This is a genomic window from Streptomyces kunmingensis, from assembly GCF_039533535.1.
GTDB lineage: Bacteria > Actinomycetota > Actinomycetes > Streptomycetales > Streptomycetaceae > Streptomyces > Streptomyces kunmingensis.
This window is the reverse complement of the sequence record NZ_BAAATS010000040.1, coordinates 64,340-81,678: the sequence shown is the minus strand read 5'-3', so window position 1 is coordinate 81,678 and position 17,339 is coordinate 64,340. Positions and strand designations below refer to the sequence as shown.

At 73.5% G+C, this 17,339-nt stretch carries 18 protein-coding genes; 8 read left to right on the top strand and 10 right to left on the bottom strand.

Annotated elements, in window-relative coordinates; genetic code table 11:
- Positions 1 to 30 precede the first annotated feature (30 nt).
- On the top strand, positions 31 to 1,257 hold the full coding sequence (locus tag ABD366_RS37450; protein WP_324768650.1) for an MFS transporter: 1,227 nt from the start codon (positions 31 to 33) through the stop codon (positions 1,255 to 1,257).
- On the opposite strand, the gene ABD366_RS37445 is transcribed toward ABD366_RS37450, so the two are convergent.
- Positions 1,254 to 1,655 (bottom strand): DUF5997 family protein, encoded by a 402-nt coding sequence (locus ABD366_RS37445; RefSeq protein ID WP_324768651.1) that lies wholly within the window; start codon positions 1,653 to 1,655, stop codon positions 1,254 to 1,256. The genes ABD366_RS37450 and ABD366_RS37445 overlap by 4 nt on opposite strands.
- A 68-nt stretch (positions 1,656 to 1,723) precedes the next feature.
- Here ABD366_RS37445 and ABD366_RS37440 point away from each other — a divergent pair, with 68 nt between their 5' ends.
- Entirely contained in the window at positions 1,724 to 2,512 is a 789-nt protein-coding gene (locus ABD366_RS37440; RefSeq protein ID WP_324768652.1) for a LysR family substrate-binding domain-containing protein, read from the top strand.
- A 12-nt stretch (positions 2,513 to 2,524) separates the two neighbouring features.
- Here the strand turns inward: ABD366_RS37440 and ABD366_RS37435 are convergent, their stop codons facing one another.
- The gene (locus tag ABD366_RS37435) at positions 2,525 to 3,145 is read right to left on the bottom strand and encodes a TetR/AcrR family transcriptional regulator (RefSeq protein ID WP_324768654.1); all 621 of its coding nucleotides are present in this window, start codon (positions 3,143 to 3,145) and stop codon (positions 2,525 to 2,527) included.
- 206 nt (positions 3,146 to 3,351) lie between these two features.
- Here ABD366_RS37435 and ABD366_RS37430 point away from each other — a divergent pair, with 206 nt between their 5' ends.
- The 5 genes from ABD366_RS37430 to ABD366_RS37410 are packed head-to-tail and all read left to right on the top strand — an operon-like array spanning position 3,352 to position 8,746.
- Positions 3,352 to 3,906, top strand: coding sequence for a (2Fe-2S)-binding protein (locus ABD366_RS37430; RefSeq protein WP_324768656.1), 555 nt, complete (start codon positions 3,352 to 3,354; stop codon positions 3,904 to 3,906).
- Complete coding sequence (locus ABD366_RS37425) at positions 3,903 to 4,895, top strand: FAD binding domain-containing protein (protein WP_324768658.1); 993 nt, start codon at positions 3,903 to 3,905, stop codon at positions 4,893 to 4,895. Before ABD366_RS37430 ends, ABD366_RS37425 begins: the two co-directional genes overlap by 4 nt.
- Entirely contained in the window at positions 4,892 to 7,027 is a 2,136-nt protein-coding gene (locus ABD366_RS37420) for a xanthine dehydrogenase family protein molybdopterin-binding subunit (RefSeq protein WP_324768659.1), read from the top strand. The genes ABD366_RS37425 and ABD366_RS37420 overlap by 4 nt, the downstream gene beginning before the upstream one ends.
- Positions 7,020 to 8,141, top strand: coding sequence for an XdhC family protein (locus ABD366_RS37415; RefSeq protein ID WP_324768661.1), 1,122 nt, complete (start codon positions 7,020 to 7,022; stop codon positions 8,139 to 8,141). The genes ABD366_RS37420 and ABD366_RS37415 overlap by 8 nt, the downstream gene beginning before the upstream one ends.
- A 35-nt stretch (positions 8,142 to 8,176) precedes the next feature.
- A complete protein-coding gene (locus tag ABD366_RS37410) occupies positions 8,177 to 8,746 on the top strand; it encodes a hypothetical protein (protein WP_324768662.1) in 570 nt (189 codons plus the stop codon).
- Positions 8,747 to 8,776: 30 nt separating this feature from the next.
- On the opposite strand, the gene ABD366_RS37405 is transcribed toward ABD366_RS37410, so the two are convergent.
- Positions 8,777 to 9,256, bottom strand: coding sequence for a response regulator (locus tag ABD366_RS37405; RefSeq protein WP_324768663.1), 480 nt, complete (start codon positions 9,254 to 9,256; stop codon positions 8,777 to 8,779).
- A gap of 277 nt (positions 9,257 to 9,533) precedes the next feature.
- Between ABD366_RS37405 and ABD366_RS37400 the strand changes: the two genes are divergently transcribed.
- Entirely contained in the window at positions 9,534 to 10,790 is a 1,257-nt protein-coding gene (locus tag ABD366_RS37400; protein WP_324768664.1) for an amidohydrolase, read from the top strand.
- Here ABD366_RS37400 and ABD366_RS37395 read toward each other — a convergent pair.
- The 7 genes from ABD366_RS37395 to ABD366_RS37365 form a co-directional block, all read right to left on the bottom strand.
- Entirely contained in the window at positions 10,787 to 12,145 is a 1,359-nt protein-coding gene (locus ABD366_RS37395; protein ID WP_324768666.1) for a VWA domain-containing protein, read from the bottom strand. The two genes, ABD366_RS37400 and ABD366_RS37395, sit on opposite strands and share 4 nt — an antisense overlap.
- Positions 12,142 to 12,999 (bottom strand): AAA family ATPase, encoded by an 858-nt coding sequence (locus ABD366_RS37390; RefSeq protein ID WP_324768687.1) that lies wholly within the window; start codon positions 12,997 to 12,999, stop codon positions 12,142 to 12,144. The genes ABD366_RS37395 and ABD366_RS37390 overlap by 4 nt, the downstream gene beginning before the upstream one ends.
- A 111-nt stretch (positions 13,000 to 13,110) precedes the next feature.
- Positions 13,111 to 14,112 carry a Ppx/GppA family phosphatase gene (locus ABD366_RS37385; protein WP_324768667.1) on the bottom strand — a complete coding sequence of 334 codons (1,002 nt, stop codon included), beginning with the start codon at positions 14,110 to 14,112 and terminating at the stop codon, positions 13,111 to 13,113.
- A gap of 80 nt (positions 14,113 to 14,192) precedes the next feature.
- Positions 14,193 to 14,918 (bottom strand): HAD family hydrolase, encoded by a 726-nt coding sequence (locus tag ABD366_RS37380; RefSeq protein WP_324768668.1) that lies wholly within the window; start codon positions 14,916 to 14,918, stop codon positions 14,193 to 14,195.
- 43 nt (positions 14,919 to 14,961) lie between these two features.
- Complete coding sequence (locus ABD366_RS37375) at positions 14,962 to 15,447, bottom strand: Lrp/AsnC family transcriptional regulator (RefSeq protein WP_324768669.1); 486 nt, start codon at positions 15,445 to 15,447, stop codon at positions 14,962 to 14,964.
- A 184-nt stretch (positions 15,448 to 15,631) separates the two neighbouring features.
- A complete protein-coding gene (locus ABD366_RS37370) occupies positions 15,632 to 15,985 on the bottom strand; it encodes a hypothetical protein (RefSeq protein WP_324768671.1) in 354 nt (117 codons plus the stop codon).
- A 130-nt stretch (positions 15,986 to 16,115) separates the two neighbouring features.
- Entirely contained in the window at positions 16,116 to 17,150 is a 1,035-nt protein-coding gene (locus ABD366_RS37365) for a LacI family DNA-binding transcriptional regulator (protein ID WP_324768689.1), read from the bottom strand.
- Positions 17,151 to 17,339 lie beyond the last annotated feature (189 nt).

Genomic DNA, 17,339 nt, shown 5'->3' with positions numbered 1-17,339 from the left:
CGCCGGCCGCAGGGTGCGCGGGGGAGCGTCATGAGCCTGCGCCGCGGCGGCGTCGGACTGCTCGCCTGCACGGCCGGGATCGCCCTCGCCAACAATTACGCCGTCCAGCCCGCCCTCGGCGACGTCGCCCGCTCCACCGGCACCTCCGCCGCCGCCATCGGCCTCGTCACCACCGCCGCGCTCACCGGCTGCATCGCGGGCTTCGCGTTCCTGCTGCCGCTGGCCGACCGCGCGGCGCCCCGCCGCCTCGTCACGGGTCAGCTCGTCCTCCTCGCCGCCGGTCTCGTGCTCGCCGCGAGCGCGGGCGGACTCGGGCTGCTGCTCGTGGCGTACGGGGTCATCGGCGCGGGCGCGAGCGTCAGCGCGGGGGCTTCGACGATCGCCGGTCGCGGCGTGCCCGCCGAGCGGCGCGGAGCGGCCGTCGCGCTCGTGGCCGCCGGAATGTCCGCGGGGATACTGCTCAGCCGTCTCGTCGGCGGGGCCCTCTCCGACGCGCTCGGCTGGCGCGGCATGCTGCTCACCTTCGCCGGACTCGTCCTGCTGTGCGCGGCCGGGGCTTGGCTGCGGCTCCCGGACGAGCGGCCCGCGCCGACGGGAAGCTACCTCGCGACGCTGACGGCGCTGCCCGGACTGCTGCGCCGCCACCGGACGCTGCGCCGCGCCGTGCTCACCGGCAGCCTCTGGTACTTCGCGTTCAGCCTCGTCTGGGTCGCGCTCACCGTGCGCCTCGCCCAGCCCCCGTACGGGCTCGACGCCGCCGCGATCGGCCTCTACAGCCTGGCCGGGGCTCTCGGCTTCGCCGCGCTGCCGGTGGCGGGCCGGCTCGGTGACCGGTTCGGGCCGCGGCTGGTGATCTGCGCGAGCATGGCCGTGGCCGCCACCGGGGCCGCGCTGCTCTGCACCGGCCTGGACCGGCCGGCCGTCACCGCGGTGGGCCTCGCCCTCGTCGACGCGGGCTGCTTCACCGCGCAGGCCGCCAACCAGACCCGCATCCTCGGGGTCGACCCCCGCCGCGCCGGCAGCCTCAGCGGCGTCTATCTGCTGCTCTATTTCCTTGCGGGTGTCGTCGGCTCCGCGCTCGCCGCGCCCCTCATCGAGTCCGGCGGCTGGACCGCCGCGTCCGGCGCGGTGCTCGTGGCACTGCTCCTCGCGGGCCTGCTGGCGCTGCGCCGCGACACCGACGACCCGGGGGACGCGACAGAACGGCCGGGACACGAATGTCCCGGCCGGTCTGCACGTACAGGTACGGAGCTCTAGGACTGCTGGGCCCGCTTCTCCGCCTGCTCCGCGTGGAGCTTCTTGACGCGGACGTTCTCCTTGCGGACCTCCGACTGCGTGGCCCGCTCCTTCTGCAGCCACTCGGGGTTCTCGTCCTTGAGGGCGTCGATCTGCTCCGTGGTGAGCGGCTCGGTGACACCGCCGCGGGCCAGGCCCGCGATGGAGATGCCCAGCTTCTCCGCGACCACCGGACGCGGGTGCGGGCCGCTCGCCCGCAGATCGAGCAGCCACTGCGGCGGCTCGGCCTGCAGCGCGCTCAGCTCACTGCGGGAGACGACGCCCTCACGGAACTCGGCGGGCGTGGCCTCGAGGTACACGCCCAGCTTCTTCGCCGCCGTGGCGGGCTTCATGGTCTGGGCGCTCTGATGCGAACTCATGAGGTCAAGGGTATCGAGCGCGGGGGACACGCCCGACCACGCCCGGCCGGGCCGGGTAGCCTTGCTCCGTGACAGGCACGGAAAAGACCCCCGCGGCGACCCCTTCGTTCCGGCTCGCGTACGTTCCCGGAGCGACCCCCGCCAAGTGGGTCCGGATCTGGAACGAGCGGCTGGCCGACACCCCGCTCACCCTGGTTCCGGTGGCCGCCGCCGAGGCGGCGGACGTGCTGCGGCGCGGTGACGCCGACGCGGGCCTGGTGCGCCTGCCCGTGGACCGTACGTTCTTCAGCGCGATCCCGCTCTACACCGAGACCACCGTCGTGCTGGTCCCCAAGGACCACGTCGTGTCCGCGGTGGAGGAGATCACCCTGGCCGACCTCGCCGACGAGATCGTGCAGCATCCCCTCGACGACGTCATGGACTGGGAGCGGCCGCCGGGGCAGCCCGCCTTCGAGCGCCCCGCCACCACGGCCGACGCCGTCGAGCTGGTCGCGGCGGGCGTGGGCCTGCTCGTCGTGCCTCAGTCGCTGGCCCGGCTGCATCACCGCCGCGACCTCACCTACCGGACGGTCACGGACGCGCCCGGCTCGGACATCGCGCTGGCCTGGCCCGAGGAGCGGACCACCGAGCAGGTGGAGGACTTCATCGGGATCGTGCGCGGCCGGACGGTGAACAGCTCCCGCGGGCGCGCTCAGGCACCGGCCCCGCAGGAGAAGAAGAAGCCCGCCGCCGCGGGGGCCCGCAGGGCGCCCGCCCGCGGTTCCGGCCGCCCCAAGCCCGGCACCAAGCAGGGCGGCAAGCAGCAGACCGGCAAGCAGCAGGCCGGCAAGCGCGGCAAGCCCCGCAAGCGGTCGTAGGACGTCGGGCCGCTACTCGTCCGCCGGAGTCCCCGGAGTCCCCGGAGATCCGGAGGGCCCCGGCGCCCCCGCCCGCAGCCCGTCCATCACCAGGTCCAGCAGACGCCCCGCGCGGGACTGCCAGTCGCTGTGCGGGTCGACCAGCCACAGGCCGGCGATCGCCAGCATGAAGTCGTCCGGGGTGACACCGGGCCGGATCGTGCCCGCCCGCGCGTTCGCCGCGAGCAGCAGCGTGACCGCCTCGGTCAGCGGGCCGTGCGACAGGCTCTTGAAGGTGCCGCGGGCCGTCGTCGCCTCGCGCAGCGCGTCGGCGAGCCCCGCCTTGGCCATGGCGTACTGGGCGAGCCGGTCCATCCACTCGCGCAGCGCCACCTCCGGCGGCCGGGAGCACAGCAGCTGGCCCGCCGTCTCGGCGACCTGCTGCACCTCGTACCGGTACACCTCAAGGACGAGCGCCTCCCGGCTCGGGAAGTTGCGGTAGAACGTGCCCTGGCCGACGCCCGCCTTGCGCGCGATGGTGCTCAGCGGCGCGTCCGCCGAGCGTGTCAGCTCCGCCAGCGCCACCTCGAGGATGCGCTCACGGTTGCGCTGCGCGTCGGAGCGCAGTGCCGACTGCTTCTTCGGATGGTGCACGCCTCCTCCTTCGGCCGTGGCGCGGATTAAGTCCTTGCTGACCGGACAGTTGTCCACTACGGTCGTGACCACAGAGTGGACAGGTGTCCGCTTCGTGCCGACCCCACCATAGCGGCGACCACGGCCGGATCCGACGCCTGACCCCACCCATCCTCTCTGCACAGCGCTGATTCTCCTCGCACCGGATACGCGAAAGAAGGCTGCTCATGGCTCCAGCGGGCATCTCTACGTCCAGCTCGATCACCCTGCACGTCAACGGAGAGAAGTACACGCTGCCCGTCGACCACCGCACCACCCTGCTCGACGCCCTGCGTGAGCGGCTCGATCTGACCGGCACGAAGAAGGGCTGCGACCAGGGCCAGTGCGGCGCCTGCACGGTGCTCGTCGACAACCGCCGCGCCGTGTCCTGTCTGACGCTGGCGGTCGCCGCCGAGGGCCGCGAGATCACCACCATCGAAGGCGTCGCGGACGGCGACGAACTGCACCCGGTGCAGCAGGCGTTCGTCGAGCTCGACGGGTTCCAGTGCGGCTACTGCACCCCCGGCCAGATCTGTTCGGCCCTCGGCGTCCTCCAGGAGCACGCCGACGGCTGGCCGAGCGCCGCGACCGAGGACGTCCGGCCCGAGGCCGGACCGCCACCCCTGACCCCCGAGGAGATCAGGGAGCGGATGAGCGGGAACCTGTGCCGCTGCGGCGCGTACGTGTCGATCGTACGGGCCGTCGCCCAGGCCGCCGAGAACACGAAGGAGACGGTGGCGTGAAGGAGTTCGGTTACGAGAGGGCGTTCGACGTATCGGGCGCCGTGGCGGTGCTCGGCGCCGACCCCGACGCCCGTTTCCTCGGCGGCGGCACCAACCTCGTCGACCTGATGAAGGCGGGCGTGGAACGCCCCGCGCGTCTGGTCGATGTACGCGAACTGCCCCTGGGGCGCGTCGAGTCGACCGAGGACGGCGGGCTGCGCGTCGGGGCCACCGTCACCAACAGCGAACTGGCCGCGCACCCCGACGTGCGGCGGCGCTACCCGGCGCTGACGCAGGCCGTGCTCGCCGGGGCGTCCGGACAACTGCGCAACATGGCGACCGTCGGCGGCAATCTGCTCCAGCGCACCCGCTGCGGCTACTTCACCGATGTCAGCAAGCCGTGCAACAAGCGGGTTCCCGGCAGCGGCTGCCCCGCGATCAAGGGCGAGCACCGCAACCACGCGATCCTCGGCGCGAGCGAGGCGTGCGTGGCCGTACACCCGTCCGACATGGGCGTCGCGCTCGCCGCCTTCGACGCGGTCGTGCACTACGAAACGGCCGAGGGGGCCGGGGAGTTGGCGCTGGCCGACTTCTATCTGCCCGTCGGCTCGACCCCGCACCTGGAGACCGCGCTGCCGGCCGGCGCGCTCATCACGGGGATCACCCTGCCGCCCGCGCCGGTCGCCGCCCACTCCCGCTACCGCAAGGTCCGCGAGCGCGCCTCGTACGCCTTCGCCATCGGGTCCGTGGCCGCCGCCCTCGACGTCCACGACGGTGTCGTACGGGACGTGCGCCTGGCCTTCGGCGCGGTCGCGTCCCGGCCGTGGCGGGCCCGCGCCGCGGAGCGCGCGCTGATCGGCGGGCCCGCGGACGAGACGGCCTTCGCGGCCGCCGCCGACGCCGAGCTCGCCGCGGCCGAGCCGCTGCCGCAGAACGCGTACAAGGTGACGCTGCTGCGCAACCTCGTCGTGGCGCAGCTGACCGAACTCACGCAGGAGGCAGCCCGATGACTACGCAGACCAAGTCCACCACTTCCAAATCGGACGCGGTCGGTGTCGCGCACACCCGGATCGAGGGTGTCGACAAGGTCACCGGCGCCGCTCGCTACGCGGCCGAGATCCCCTTCACCGAACTCGCCCACGGCTGGCTGGTGTTGTCGCCCGTGGCCCGCGGCCGCGTCACCGCGATCGACGACGAGGCGGTCCGTGCCCTGCCCGGCGTCCTGACCGTCCTGCATCACCAGAACGCGCCGCGGGTGAAGGACGACGTCGTCGGCGCGCTCGGCCGCCCGGACCCGATCGTCGAGGTCTTCCAGCACGACCGGGTGCCGCACGCGGGCTGGCCGGTCGCCCTGGTTGTCGCCGAGACGCCGGAGCAGGCCCGGGAGGCCGCCGAGGCGCTCGTCGTCGGGTACGACGAGGAGCCGCACGACGTCGCCTTCTACGCCGACCGGCCGGGTGTCTACACGCCCGAGGAGATGGAGGCGGTCAAGGGTGACCTGGACGCCGAACTCGCGGCTTCCGCCGTGGTGTTGGACGCTTCCTACACGACGCCCGAGCAGCATCACGGCGCCATGGAGCCGCATGCGGTGACCGTGCGCTGGGAGGGCGGGCGCCTGGAGCTCTTCGACTCCAACCAGGGCAGCAAGTGGATCGCCGACGACCTCGCCAACCTGTTCTCCCTGGACCTGTCCGCCGTCCACGTCCGCTCCGAGCACGTCGGCGGCGCCTTCGGCTCCAAGGGTCTGCGGGCGCACCACGTGGCCGCCGTGATGGCCGCGACGGAGCTTCAGCGGCCCGTGCGCGTGGTGCTGACGAGGCGTCAGGTGTTCGCGACGACCGGTTACCGCAGCCCCACCGCGCAGCGGGTGCGGCTCGGCGCCGACCCGGACGGCCGGCTGCGCGCCTTCGGGCACGAGCACCAGAACCTCACGTCGAACCTGCGGGAGTTCGTCGAGGGCGGGGCCGGGTTCGGTCGCAGCATGTACGACGCCGTCGCGCACCACACCGTCAACCGGGTCGTGCCGGTGGACGTGGCGACGCCCACCTGGATGCGGGCGCCGGGCGAGGCCCCGGGCTCGTTCGCCGTGGAGTCCGCGCTCGACGAACTCGCCGAGAAGCTGGGCATGGACCCGATCGCGTTGCGCGCCCGCAACGAACCCTCGGTGGGTCCGGTGTCGGGGCTGCCGTTCAGCAGCCGCAATCTGCTCGGCTGCTTCGAGGAGGGCGCGCGCCGGTTCGGCTGGGCGGACCGCGACCCGCGCCCGCGGGTGCGCCGCGAGGGCCGCTGGCTGATCGGCACGGGTACGGCCGCGTCCACGTTCCCCGCGGGGGCGGCGCCTTCCACGGCGTCCGTGACCGCCGAGGCGGACGGCACCTTCACCGTCCGGATCACCGCGTCCGACGTGGGCACCGGAGCCCGTACGGCCCTCACCCTCATCGCCGCGGACGCCCTCGACGTGACGCCCGAGCGGGTCCGGGTGCGGATCGCCGACAGCGACTTCGGGCCCGCCTGGGTCGCGGGCGGCTCGATGGGCACCCGGTCCTGGGGCTGGGCCGTCATGGCGGCCGCGCGTGAACTGCGCGAACGCCTGCCGCTGGCCCCCGGCGAGATCCCGGAGGAGGGGATCACCGCCCGGACCGACACCGCCGAGCTGATCGCCGCTCTCGCGCAGAAGGAGCGGTACTCCTACGGGGCGCAGTTCGCCGAGGTCGCGGTGGACGTCGCCACGGGAGAGGTACGGGTACGGCGACTCCTCGGTGTCTTCGCGGCGGGCCGGATCATCAACCCGCTCACCGCCCGCAGCCAGTTCACCGGCGGTATGACCTGGGGCATCTCCATGGCGCTGCACGAGGAAGCGGTGCGGGACGAGGCGAGCGGCGGGCACGTCGGCGCCGACTTCGCGGGCTACCACGTCGCCGCGAACGCCGATGTCCCGGACCTCCAGGCCGAGTGGATCGACGACCCGGACCCCGACGACCCCGTAGGGATCAAGGGCATCGGCGAGATCGGCATCGTCGGCACGGCCGCCGCGATCGCCAACGCGGTGTGGCACGCGACCGGCGTCCGCCACCGCGATCTGCCGATCCGCCCCGACCGGGTGCTGCTCGGCGAGGCGCGGCGGGACGGAACGCATGCTTGACCTCGCCGTCGAGCTGAGTGAATGGGCCGCGCAGGGCCGGGAGTTCGCTGTCGCCACCGTCGTCTCGGTGAGCGGCAGCGCGCCCCGGCCGCCCGGCGCGGCCCTCGCCGTCGACTCCGCAGGCGAGGTCATCGGCTCGGTCTCCGGCGGCTGCGTCGAGGGTGCGGTCTACGAGCTGTGCGTGGACGCCCTGCGGGACGGGACGGTGCGGCGCGAGTCGTTCGGCTACAGCGACGACGACGCGTTCGCGGTGGGGCTGACCTGCGGCGGCGCCGTGGAGGTGCACGTCGTCCCGGTCGGCTCCGACTCCCCGTCCCGGGCCGTCGTGGAGGCGGCGCTCGGCGCGGCGGCGCGCGGGGAGGCGGTGGCGCTCACGCGGGTCCTCGACGGGCCCGGTGAACTGGCGGGCGGCGGCGGCCTGTTGCTGGTCAGGTCCGACGGCTCGTACGAGAGCGCTCTGGGTTCGGGCGACGACCCCGGGCTCGCCGCGCAGACCCGCGCCCTGCTCGATCTCGGCACGACGGGGGTCTGCGAGGTGCCGGAGAGCTCGGCGCGGTGCGGCGGCGACGTCATCCTGTTCGTCGAGTCGAGCGTGCCGCCCGCCCGGATGATCGTGTTCGGCGCGGTGGACTTCGCGGGCGCGCTGGTCCGGGTGGGCAAGCTCCTCGGCTTCCACGTGACGCTGTGCGACGCGCGGGGCGTGTTCGCGACGCGGGCCCGTTTCCCGGAGGCGGACGAGGTGGTCGTGGAGTGGCCCGACCGCTACCTCCGCGCCACCGACACGGACGAGCGGACGGTGCTGTGCGTCCTCACGCACGACGCCAAGTTCGACGTGCCGCTGCTCGAAGTGGCGCTCCGACTGCCCGCCGCGTACGTAGGCGCGATGGGTTCACGCCGTACGCACGAGGACCGGCTCGCCCGGCTCAGGGAAGCCGGAGTCCCGGAGCCCGCCCTCGCCCGCCTGCGCTCCCCGATCGGCCTCGACCTCGGCGGCCGCACACCGGAGGAGACGGCGATGTCGATCGGAGCGGAGATCGTCGCCGTGCGACGGGGCGGCACCGGCGCGCCCCTGGCGGAGGCGCGGGGGCCGATCCACGGGGGCGCCGGGACGTAGCGTCGCGTACGATCCGGGCGTCCTCGGGAGGTCGCATGGATGTCGAGCACCGTCACGCCGACAGGGGCACACCACTGGCCCGGTTCGCGAGCCGCATCCTCGTGGTGTGCCCGCGCTGCGGCGGCCGCGCCGTCGTCGTGCCCCGGCCCGGCGGGGGCCCGCTGAGGTACTACTCGGATCTGTTGTTCCTGCCGCGCCGGCTGGCCTGCGCGGGGTGCGGGGCGACGGGGGAGTGGGAGCCCGAGCGGCGCGCAGGGGCCCGGGTGGGAGTGACCCTCGGCGGCCCGGCCGAACCGTACTTCGGCCGCCCGCTGTGGTTGCAGACGCGCTGCGCGGGCCGCGTCCTGTGGGCGTACGACGCCGAGCACGTCGACGCGCTCACCGGGTACATCGGCGCGCGCCTCAGGGAACGGGGGTGCACGCCGTCGTCCTGGGACATGTTCCCCAGGCTGCCCGACTGGATGACGTCGGCGGCCCACCGCGAGACGGTCCTCGCGGGCCTTGCCGCCCTCCGGACCCTGGCCGGGCGCTCGGCCCCCGCGGACCGCAGCGACGCGGCCGACGGCAGTGCGAGCCGGGCGAGCCGCCGGCGCGTGACGTACTGACCGGGCGGACGGGCCTGATGGCCCGGTCGGTCAGCCCCGACGGGTCGAAGGGCTGGGCCTACGCGGGCGACGTGCGGCGTCTTCAGCGGGGGTGGCCGCCGCGACCTGCGCCTCCAGTGATCTGATGCGGCGCAGATACCGCAGATGGGAGGCGACCTTGACGCGCAGCATCCAGGGGTCAAGCGGTTTGGTGAGGATGTCCGTCACCTGCAACTCGTAGGCCTCTTCGGCGAGTTGCGCGTGCCGGAACAGGCCGGTCAGCAGTATCACGGGGATGTCGGCCGTCTGGTCGAGGCGGTGCAGATGCCGGGCCACCTCGAGCCCTGTGATGCCCGGCATGACGACATCCAGGATGATCAGGTCGATGCCGCCGCGCAGCACCGCCTTGAGCGCCTCCTCGCCGCTCTGCGCCCGCTCGGTGGGACAGCCGAGCGGGGCGAGGGCGCCCTCCAGGGCGAAGAGTGATTCCTCGTGATTGTCCACGAGGAGAACCGTGAGTTCCGTCGGCATGTCACCGTCCTTGGTGGGCTGCTTCACGTACGGGCCCGCCCGGCGTGCAGGGCAGACCGTCGGGTGCAGCCGCGGCCGACTCTTCGCTGGTGCCGTGTGCAGGGGCTGAAGTGGTGCGTGCGGGAAAAGGCTTTCCCCCACGATGCTGGGTCCCCGGCGCCCCGCAACAGGGGCCGGTCGGCCCCCGACCGGTGAGCAGTGGCCCCTTGCGGAGCGTTGGCGACATGATCATCACGGGAGTAGCGTGCCCCCCATCGGCGCGCGAGGAGGCTGGAGCATGGCACACACGGTGACCGCGGGGCTGGCCACGATGCAGGACGATCTGGCCGCCCTCTACCGGGACCTGCACCAGCACCCGGAACTGTCGCTCCAGGAGACGCGGACGGCCGGCCTGCTCGCCCGGCGGCTGCGCGACGCGGGCTTCGACGAGGTCGCCGAGAAGCTCGGCGGGACCGGCGTCGCCGGGGTGCTGTGCAACGGGGACGGGCCGGTCGTCATGCTCCGCGCCGACATCGACGCCCTGCCCGTCGAGGAGCTGACCGGCCTGCCCTACGCGAGCCGGGTCCGCAGCGTCGACGCCGACGGCCGTGACGTACCGGTCATGCACGCGTGTGGGCACGACATGCACGCCACCTGCCTGGTCGGCGCCGCCGCCCTGCTGGCCCAGGCTCGCGACCAGTGGTCGGGGACGCTGCTCGTCGTGTTCCAGCCCGCCGAGGAACTCGTGCGCGGCGCTCGTGACATGGTCGCGGACGGCCTCTTCGAGCGCTTCCCGAAGCCGGAGATCGTGCTGGGCCAGCATGTCGGCCCGCTGCCCGCCGGCTTCATCGGCTACGGCACAGGGCCGGTCATGGCGGCCTCGGACTCCGTCGACATCACCCTCCACGGCCGCGGCGCCCACGGCTCGCGCCCGGAGGCGTCCGTGGACCCCGTGCTGATGGCCGCGAACGTCGTCACCCGGCTGCAGGGCATCGTCAGCCGGGAGGTGCCCCCGGCCGAGACGGCCGTGGTCACCGTCGGCCGTCTCCAGGCCGGCACGAAGGAGAACATCATCCCGGCCACGGCCGAGCTCGGTGTCAACATCCGCACCTACACCCCGCAGGTCCGCACCGTGGTCCGCGCGGCCCTGGAGCGTGTCGTGCGCGCGGAGTCCCAGGCCAGCGCCGCCGTCGCCGAGCCCACCTTCCGGTGGGGCGCCAGCGCGCCCGCCCTCGTGAGCGACCCCGACAGCACCCGGACCACGATGGCCGCGTTCGCCGCGCACTTCGGGCAGGAGCGTCTGATGACGATGCCGCAGGTCAACGCCAGTGAAGACGTCGGCGTGTTTGGCGAGACGCTCGGCGTGCCCACGGTGTTCTGGTTCTGGGGCGGACTCGAGACGCAGACGGTGGTCAGCGCCCTCCAGGAGGGCCGCCTCGACGCGCTGCCGAGCAACCACTCGCCGCACTTCGCGCCGCTCGTCGAGCCGACCCTGAACACCGGCGTCGAAGCACTCGTCGTCGCGGCCCTCACCTGGCTCGGTGAAGCAGCCTAGACCGGCAGCAACCGCCCCACCAGCGTGCTCAGTTGACGCACCGTACGGCACTCGTGCATCGCCACGACGTCCCCGTACGCACCGGCCGCCGAGTCGCCCGTGTCCCACAGGGAGCGGGGCTCGGGGTTGAACCAGTGGACGCGGCGGGCCGCACGGGCGATGCGGCGCAGAGCCGGGACGTTCGGGTCCATCTGATTCGTGCGGGCGTCCCCCAGGACGAAGACCGAGGTGCGCGGGCCGACGGCCGACTCGTAGCGCTCGACGAACTCACCGAGGGCCGTGCCGTAGTCGCTGCTGCCGTGCCAGCCGGTGACGGTCGCCTCGGTGGCGATGCGCCCGCCCAGGCCCTCAGGGTCGGCGGCGCCGCGGGCGATGAGGTCGGTGACCTCGTCGATCCGGTTGACGAAGGCGAAGACCCGGACCTTGCTGAACTCGTCGTGCAGGGCCTGCACCAGCAGCATCGTGAAGTTCGCGAACCCGGCGACCGAGCCCGACACATCGCAGAGCAGCACGAGTTCGGGGCGGGCCGGGCGGCGCCTGCGCAGCACCGGACGCATCGGGACACCGCCCGTGGACAGCGAGCCGCGCAGCGTACGGCGCAGGTCGATACGGCCGCGCGCGGCCCGGCGCCTGCGGGCCGCGAGCCGGGTCGCCAGCTTGCGGGCCAGCGGATGCACGGTCCGGCGCAGCTCGGCGAGTTGCTCCTTGCCCGCGTAGAGGAACACGGTCCGGTCGGGGGTCCGTACGGGGACGCGGCGGGCCATCTCGTCCGTGCCGCGCCGCTCGGCGACCCGGCGGCGTGCCTCGGAGCGGACCTGTTCGCGGAACTCCTCGATACGGCGCCGGATCTCGTCGGCCTCGATACGGTCGGTGAACGCGCCGGAGCCACCCCCACCGCCCGCCCCCCGGAGACCGGCCATGATCCCGGCGAGCAGGGTCTGCGGCCGCAGCCGGTCGAGGGCCTGCATCGACGAGAAACCGTCCGCGTCGTACCGGCCGAGCCCCTCGACCGCCTCGGCGGCCAGCCGCTCCATCGCCGCACGGTCACCCGCGGCCAGGGCCTCGGCGAGCCGCTCGCGCAGACCCTCCCGGTCGAACGCGCCGTCCGCGAGCCCCGGCCCCCCGACCTCGCGCGGGAAGTACAGGTCGAAGACCGGGTCGAAGACGGCGCGCTGGCCCTGGTCGTGCAGGAGCGCCGCGGCGAGCCCCTCGCGCAGATGCTCGCGCCGGTCGAGGCCGAGCGCCGCCACGGCCTGCGCGGCGTCCACGCTCTCGCCCGTGCCGATCCGGATGCCGTGCGTGCGCAGCGTCCGGACCAGCGACGTCACCCGGTCCGCGACCGAGGGTGTGTTCACACCGTGTCCAGGTCGAGCTTGGCCGTGGCCGTCGTCACGTCCTCCTGGTGCTTGAGGACGACGCCGAGGGACTGCCGGACGACCTCCTCGTCGAGGCGGTCCGCACCGAGCGCGAGCAGCGTGCGCGCCCAGTCGACCGTCTCCGCCACCGACGGCGCCTTGCGCAGATCCATCGCGCGCAGCGCGCCCACCACCCGGACCAGTGACTCGGCGAGGACCGTGTCGAGCTCCGGCACCTTCAGCGCGACGATCCGGCGCTCCAGGTCCTCTTCGGGGAAGCCGATGTGCAGGAACAGACAGCGCCGGCGCAGCGCCTCCGACAGCTCACGGCTCGCGTTCGAGGTGAGGACGGTGAAGGGGCGGCGCGTCGCGCTGATCGTGCCCAGCTCCGGCACCGTCACCTGGAAGTCGGAGAGCACTTCGAGCAGCAGCCCCTCCACCTCCACGTCCGCCTTGTCGATCTCGTCGATGAGCAGGACCTTCGCGTCGTCGCCGCGGATCGCGCTCAACAGCGGGCGCGCCAGCAGGAACTCCTCGCTGAAGATGTCGGTGCGCGTCCGGTCCCACGACTCGTCGCGGCCCGCGGTGATGCGCAGCAGCTGCTTGGCGTGGTTCCACTCGTACAGCGCGCGCGACTCGTCGACGCCCTCGTAGCACTGGAGGCGGATGAGGCGCGCGTCGCTGATCGCGGCGACCGCCTTCGCCAGCTCCGTCTTGCCGACGCCCGCGGGGCCCTCCACGAGCAGCGGCTTGCCGAGCCGGGCCGCCAGGAACACGGTGGTCGCGACCGCGGGCGAGGCCAGATAACCGGTTTCGGCCAGACGTGCGGTGACATCGTCCACGGAAGTGAACAACGGGGCCTCCAGCTGGATGTGGTGCGGAGCCTTCAGCTGATCAGCTCCCCGCGGCCCCCACAACCGGCCGGCGCCGTTCATGGCGAACGTCACGTCCCTGTGGCCCGGACCTCAGACCTGCGCCGCCAGCCTCAGCTTCGCCGCCGCCGCGGGCTGTTGCCGGGCAGGAACGGGCTCGCCGGACCACCACTCCATGTCGCCCTCTATGCGCCGCAGCAGGATGCCCTCGCGGATCGCCCACGGGCAGATGGTCAGTTCGCGGATGTCCATCAGCTTCATCGCCGTATGGCCGACGAGCGCGCCGGCCAGGGACTGGGTCGCGCGCGGCGCCGAGATACCGGGCAGCTCGGCCCGGCGCGCCGCGGGCAGCGACGCCAGCTCCCCGACGGCGGTACGCAGCGCCTTGCGGGTGAGCGCCCGGTCGACGAACGGGCCGTGCCGGCCGGCCGGCGCCCCGCACAGCCGCGCCAGCTGCGTGAACGTACGAGAGGTGGCGGTCATCGTGACCGGCCCCTCCCAGCGAACCCGCGCCGCGACATCCCGCAACTGGTGCCGTACATGGCGGCGCAGCTCCTTCAGCTCCGCTTCCGTGGGCGCGTCCGCACCGGGCAGGTGCTCACGCGTCAGACGACGGGCGCCCAGCGGCAGCGAGATCGCGAAGTCCGGCAACCGGCCCCGCCCGAAAGCGACTTCGAGTGTGCCGCCGCCGATGTCCAGGACGCCGAGCGGGCCCGCCCGCCAGCCCATCCAGCGCCGCGCGGCGAGGAACGTCAGCTCGGCCTCCACCTCACCGGGCAGTACCCGCAGCCGCGTGCCCGTGCGGTCCTCCACGGCGCGCAGTACCTCGTCCCGGTTGGGCGCGTCCCGCACGATCGCCGTGGCGAAGGCGAACGGTTCGTCGCTGCCCCACCGTTCGGCCTCCTCGTACGCGTCGGCGACCGCCTCGGCGATCCGCTCCACGGCCCGCGGCCCGAGTCTTCGGTCACCGCCGACCTCCTCCGAGAGCCGCACTCTTCGTTTGGCCGTGTGCACCGGCAGCGGTGCTCCGTTGCGCGCGTCCGCGACCGCGAGACGCACCGTGTTCGACCCGACATCCACCACACTGATCCGCATGATCGTTCGGGTACCCGTCGCAGGTGCCGGGCAAAGCCGGAGGGCCGTGTTCCTTTGCGGCAAACACCCCGATCGTGGGATCAGGACAGAGCCGACCGCTCGAGCCACTCCCACGCGGCGCGCGCCGTGAACTCCTCCTGACCGCCCCTGAACAGCAGATCCGCCGTGGTGAACGCCGGATCGCCGGCCTGCGCCGCGACGTACGGCAGCGCGATGCACCGCATGCCCGCCGCGTGCGCCGCCGCGGCGCCGGGCGCCGCGTCCTCCAGGACCACACAGTGCGCCGCCCGCACGCCGAGGCGGCGAGCCGCCTCCAGGAACACGTCCGGGGCGGGCTTGCCGTGCTCGACCTCGTCCGCCGACACGTAGCGCGTCAGCAGCGTCCCGAGGCCGGTGCCGCTCAGGATCGCCTCGATGGCCTCCGGCGACGAGCCCGACGCCACGATCATCGGCGTGCCCGCCTCGTGCAGCCGCTCCACGAACAGCCGCATCTGCGGGAAGACGTGCGTGTCGGCGCGGGCCAACTCCAGATAGCGGGCGTTCAGATCGTCGAGGAGCACGTGGTCGGGGTCCTCGATGCCGTACGTGCGCCGCCACATCCCGATGGTCTCCAGCGTGGAGATGCCGACGTACGTCTCGTGGTCGGCCCAGGTGAAGTCGGTGACGCCGTAGCGGGCCAGGGTGCCGAGCGACGCCTTGAAGTAGTTGGGCTCGCTGTCGACGAGGGTGCCGTCGAGGTCGAAGACGACCGCCGTGGAGCCGAAGCGGTAAGGGGACGCCGGGGTCTCGTGGTGCGGGGTGTTCATGCCGTTCAGCATGCCGGACAGGTGGTCCCGGGCCCGTCCCCGGTCACCCGCGATCCGCGGCCGCCGCCCGGCCGATCGCCTCGACCAGCGGCAGCAGCCGGTGCGGGACCCGCTCGCGCAGCGCGACCTCGGTGCGGGTGCGGACCACCCCGGGCAGCCGGTTGAGCTGCTGGACCACGTCCTCCAGATGCCCGGCGTCGCGCGCGGCGGCCCGGGCCAGCAGATCGCCGCCGCCGGTGATGGAGTGCGCCTCGATGATCTCCGGCACCTGGGCGAGGGCGTCCCCGACCTCGCTCAGATGCCCCTGTGTCACCTCGATGTGGACGAAGGCGAGCACCGGGTGGCCGAGCGCCGCGGGGGAGAGGGACGGCGCCACTCCCGTGATCACTCCGTCCCGTTCGAGCCGGTCGAGGCGTGCCTGGAGCGTGCCGCGGGCGACAGCGAGGATGCGGGCGTACTCGCGGACGCTGGTCCGGGGCTGTTCCAGGAGCAGGCGCAGGATGCGGGTGTCGAGCTGGTCCACGGCCATGGGCGTACGTGCTCCTTCGTGACGCGGTCGATCATGGCCGACAGTACCAATGGCCCAGTCTCCGCGCCGTACGTGAGCCAGGTGCCGGGTCGGCGCGGGACGGACCGCACGAGGTCCGTCCCGGCCGGCTCCACGGGCCCGGCCACCGGTACCGGCGTCGGGCGCCGGGTGGCAGCGGCCGGGATCACGCCGCCCCCTCCCGCGGCGCGGCCCCGGCGCGGGCCCGGATCGCCTCGGCGTGCGGCGTGGTGTCGCCCGGACCGTACGCCGCGCAGTACGCCCGCCAGTCCGCGGCGCCCCCGACATCGTCGGCCAGGCCGAAGCGGCTGACGCCCCGCAGATACAGCAGCTCCGGGTCCGCGTCACCGTCGAGCACCGCGAGGGCGCGGTCCAGGTCGGCGACGGCCCGCCGGTGCTCGCCCAGGGACTGCAGCGCCAGCGCCCGGTTGGCGCGCAGCTCGGCGTCGTCGCTCAGGGCGAGAGCCGAGTCCAGGTCGGCGACGGCGTCACCGGCCCGGCCCGCGTCGAACGCGAGCACGGCCCGGCCCGCCCAGGCCGCGACGCAGCGCGCGTCCGGTCCCCCGTCGCTCCGGCCGCGGCCGGACTCACCGCAGCATACGGACCGGGGGTCGGCGGCGTTCAGCAAGTGTGCGAAGGACAGGGGGCTTTCAGCGTCTGCCCGTGACTCCGGGGCCCGACGCCGTGGAGCCGCGCACCACCAGCTCGGGCATGAACACGAACTCCGTGTGCGGCGCGGGCGTGCCGCCGATCTCCTCCAGGACCGCGCGGACCGCCGCCTGGCCCATGGCCTGCACGGGCTTGCGCACCGTGGTCAGCGGCGGATCGGTGAACGCGATCAGCGGCGAGTCGTCGAATCCGACCACCGAGATGTCGTCGGGCACCTCGAGGCCGCGCTGCCGGGCCGCCCGGATCGCGCCGAGCGCCATCATGTCGCTGGCGCAGACGACGGCCGTACAGCCGCGGTCCATCAGATCGGACGCGGCGGCCTGGCCGCCCTCCAAGGTGTAGAGGGAGTGCTGGACGAGGTCGCGCTCGGTCTCGTCAGGGGAGAGGCCGAAACGCTCCTGCATCGAGCGCACGAAACCCTCGATCTTCCGCTGCACCGGCACGAACCGCTTCGGCCCGAGCGCGAGCCCGATCCGGTCGTGGCCCAGCGACGCGAGGTGCGTGACGGCCAGCTGCATCGCGGCCCGGTCGTCCGGTGAGATGAAGGGCGCCTGCACCTTCGGCGAGAACCCGTCGACGAGCACGAACGGCACGCCCTGCGCGCGCAGCTGCTCGTAGCGCTGGGGGTCGGCGGTGGTGTCGGCGTGCAGCCCGGACACGTAGATGATGCCGGTGACGCCCCGGTCGACGAGCATCTCGGTCAGCTCGTCCTCGGTGGAGCCACCGGGGGTCTGGGTGGCCAGGACCGGTGTGTAGCCCTGGCGGGTCAGCGCCTGCCCGATGGTCTGGGCGAGCGCCGGGAAGATCGGGTTCTCCAGCTCGGGGGTGATCAGTCCGACCAGTCCCTCGCTGCGCCGGCGCAGCCGCACGGGCCGCTCGTAGCCGAGGACGTCGAGGGCGGCGAGCACCGACTGGCGGGTGGCCGACGCGACGCCCGGCTTGCCGTTGAGGACCCGGCTGACCGTCGCCTCGCTGACGCCCGCCTGTGCCGCGATGTCGGCCAGGCGCGCGGTCACGGGTGGGGACTGGGCCGGTCGCCGGGCAGCCTGTGCGGGCAGCTGCGTCATCGCACTCCTTGGGGGGACATCCTGCTGGCAAGCCTGATGGCAAGAGTCCCGATGATCCCCGCGCTGCGACCTCGTGGCAAGAGCTTGCAGAGCCTTGCAAGGCGATGAAGTGGTCAACTATAGGGCATAACACCCCAC

Coding starts and splice junctions, on each gene's coding strand:
- ABD366_RS37450 (WP_324768650.1), top strand. CDS start 31: ATGAGCCTGCGCCGCGGCGGCGTCGGACTGCTCGCCTGCACGGCCGGG.
- ABD366_RS37445 (WP_324768651.1), bottom strand. CDS start 1,655: ATGAGTTCGCATCAGAGCGCCCAGACCATGAAGCCCGCCACGGCGGCG.
- ABD366_RS37430 (WP_324768656.1), top strand. CDS start 3,352: ATGGCTCCAGCGGGCATCTCTACGTCCAGCTCGATCACCCTGCACGTC.
- ABD366_RS37420 (WP_324768659.1), top strand. CDS start 4,892: ATGACTACGCAGACCAAGTCCACCACTTCCAAATCGGACGCGGTCGGT.
- ABD366_RS37415 (WP_324768661.1), top strand. CDS start 7,020: ATGCTTGACCTCGCCGTCGAGCTGAGTGAATGGGCCGCGCAGGGCCGG.
- ABD366_RS37410 (WP_324768662.1), top strand. CDS start 8,177: ATGGATGTCGAGCACCGTCACGCCGACAGGGGCACACCACTGGCCCGG.
- ABD366_RS37405 (WP_324768663.1), bottom strand. CDS start 9,256: ATGCCGACGGAACTCACGGTTCTCCTCGTGGACAATCACGAGGAATCA.
- ABD366_RS37400 (WP_324768664.1), top strand. CDS start 9,534: ATGGCACACACGGTGACCGCGGGGCTGGCCACGATGCAGGACGATCTG.
- ABD366_RS37385 (WP_324768667.1), bottom strand. CDS start 14,112: ATGCGGATCAGTGTGGTGGATGTCGGGTCGAACACGGTGCGTCTCGCG.
- ABD366_RS37380 (WP_324768668.1), bottom strand. CDS start 14,918: ATGAACACCCCGCACCACGAGACCCCGGCGTCCCCTTACCGCTTCGGC.
- ABD366_RS37375 (WP_324768669.1), bottom strand. CDS start 15,447: ATGGCCGTGGACCAGCTCGACACCCGCATCCTGCGCCTGCTCCTGGAA.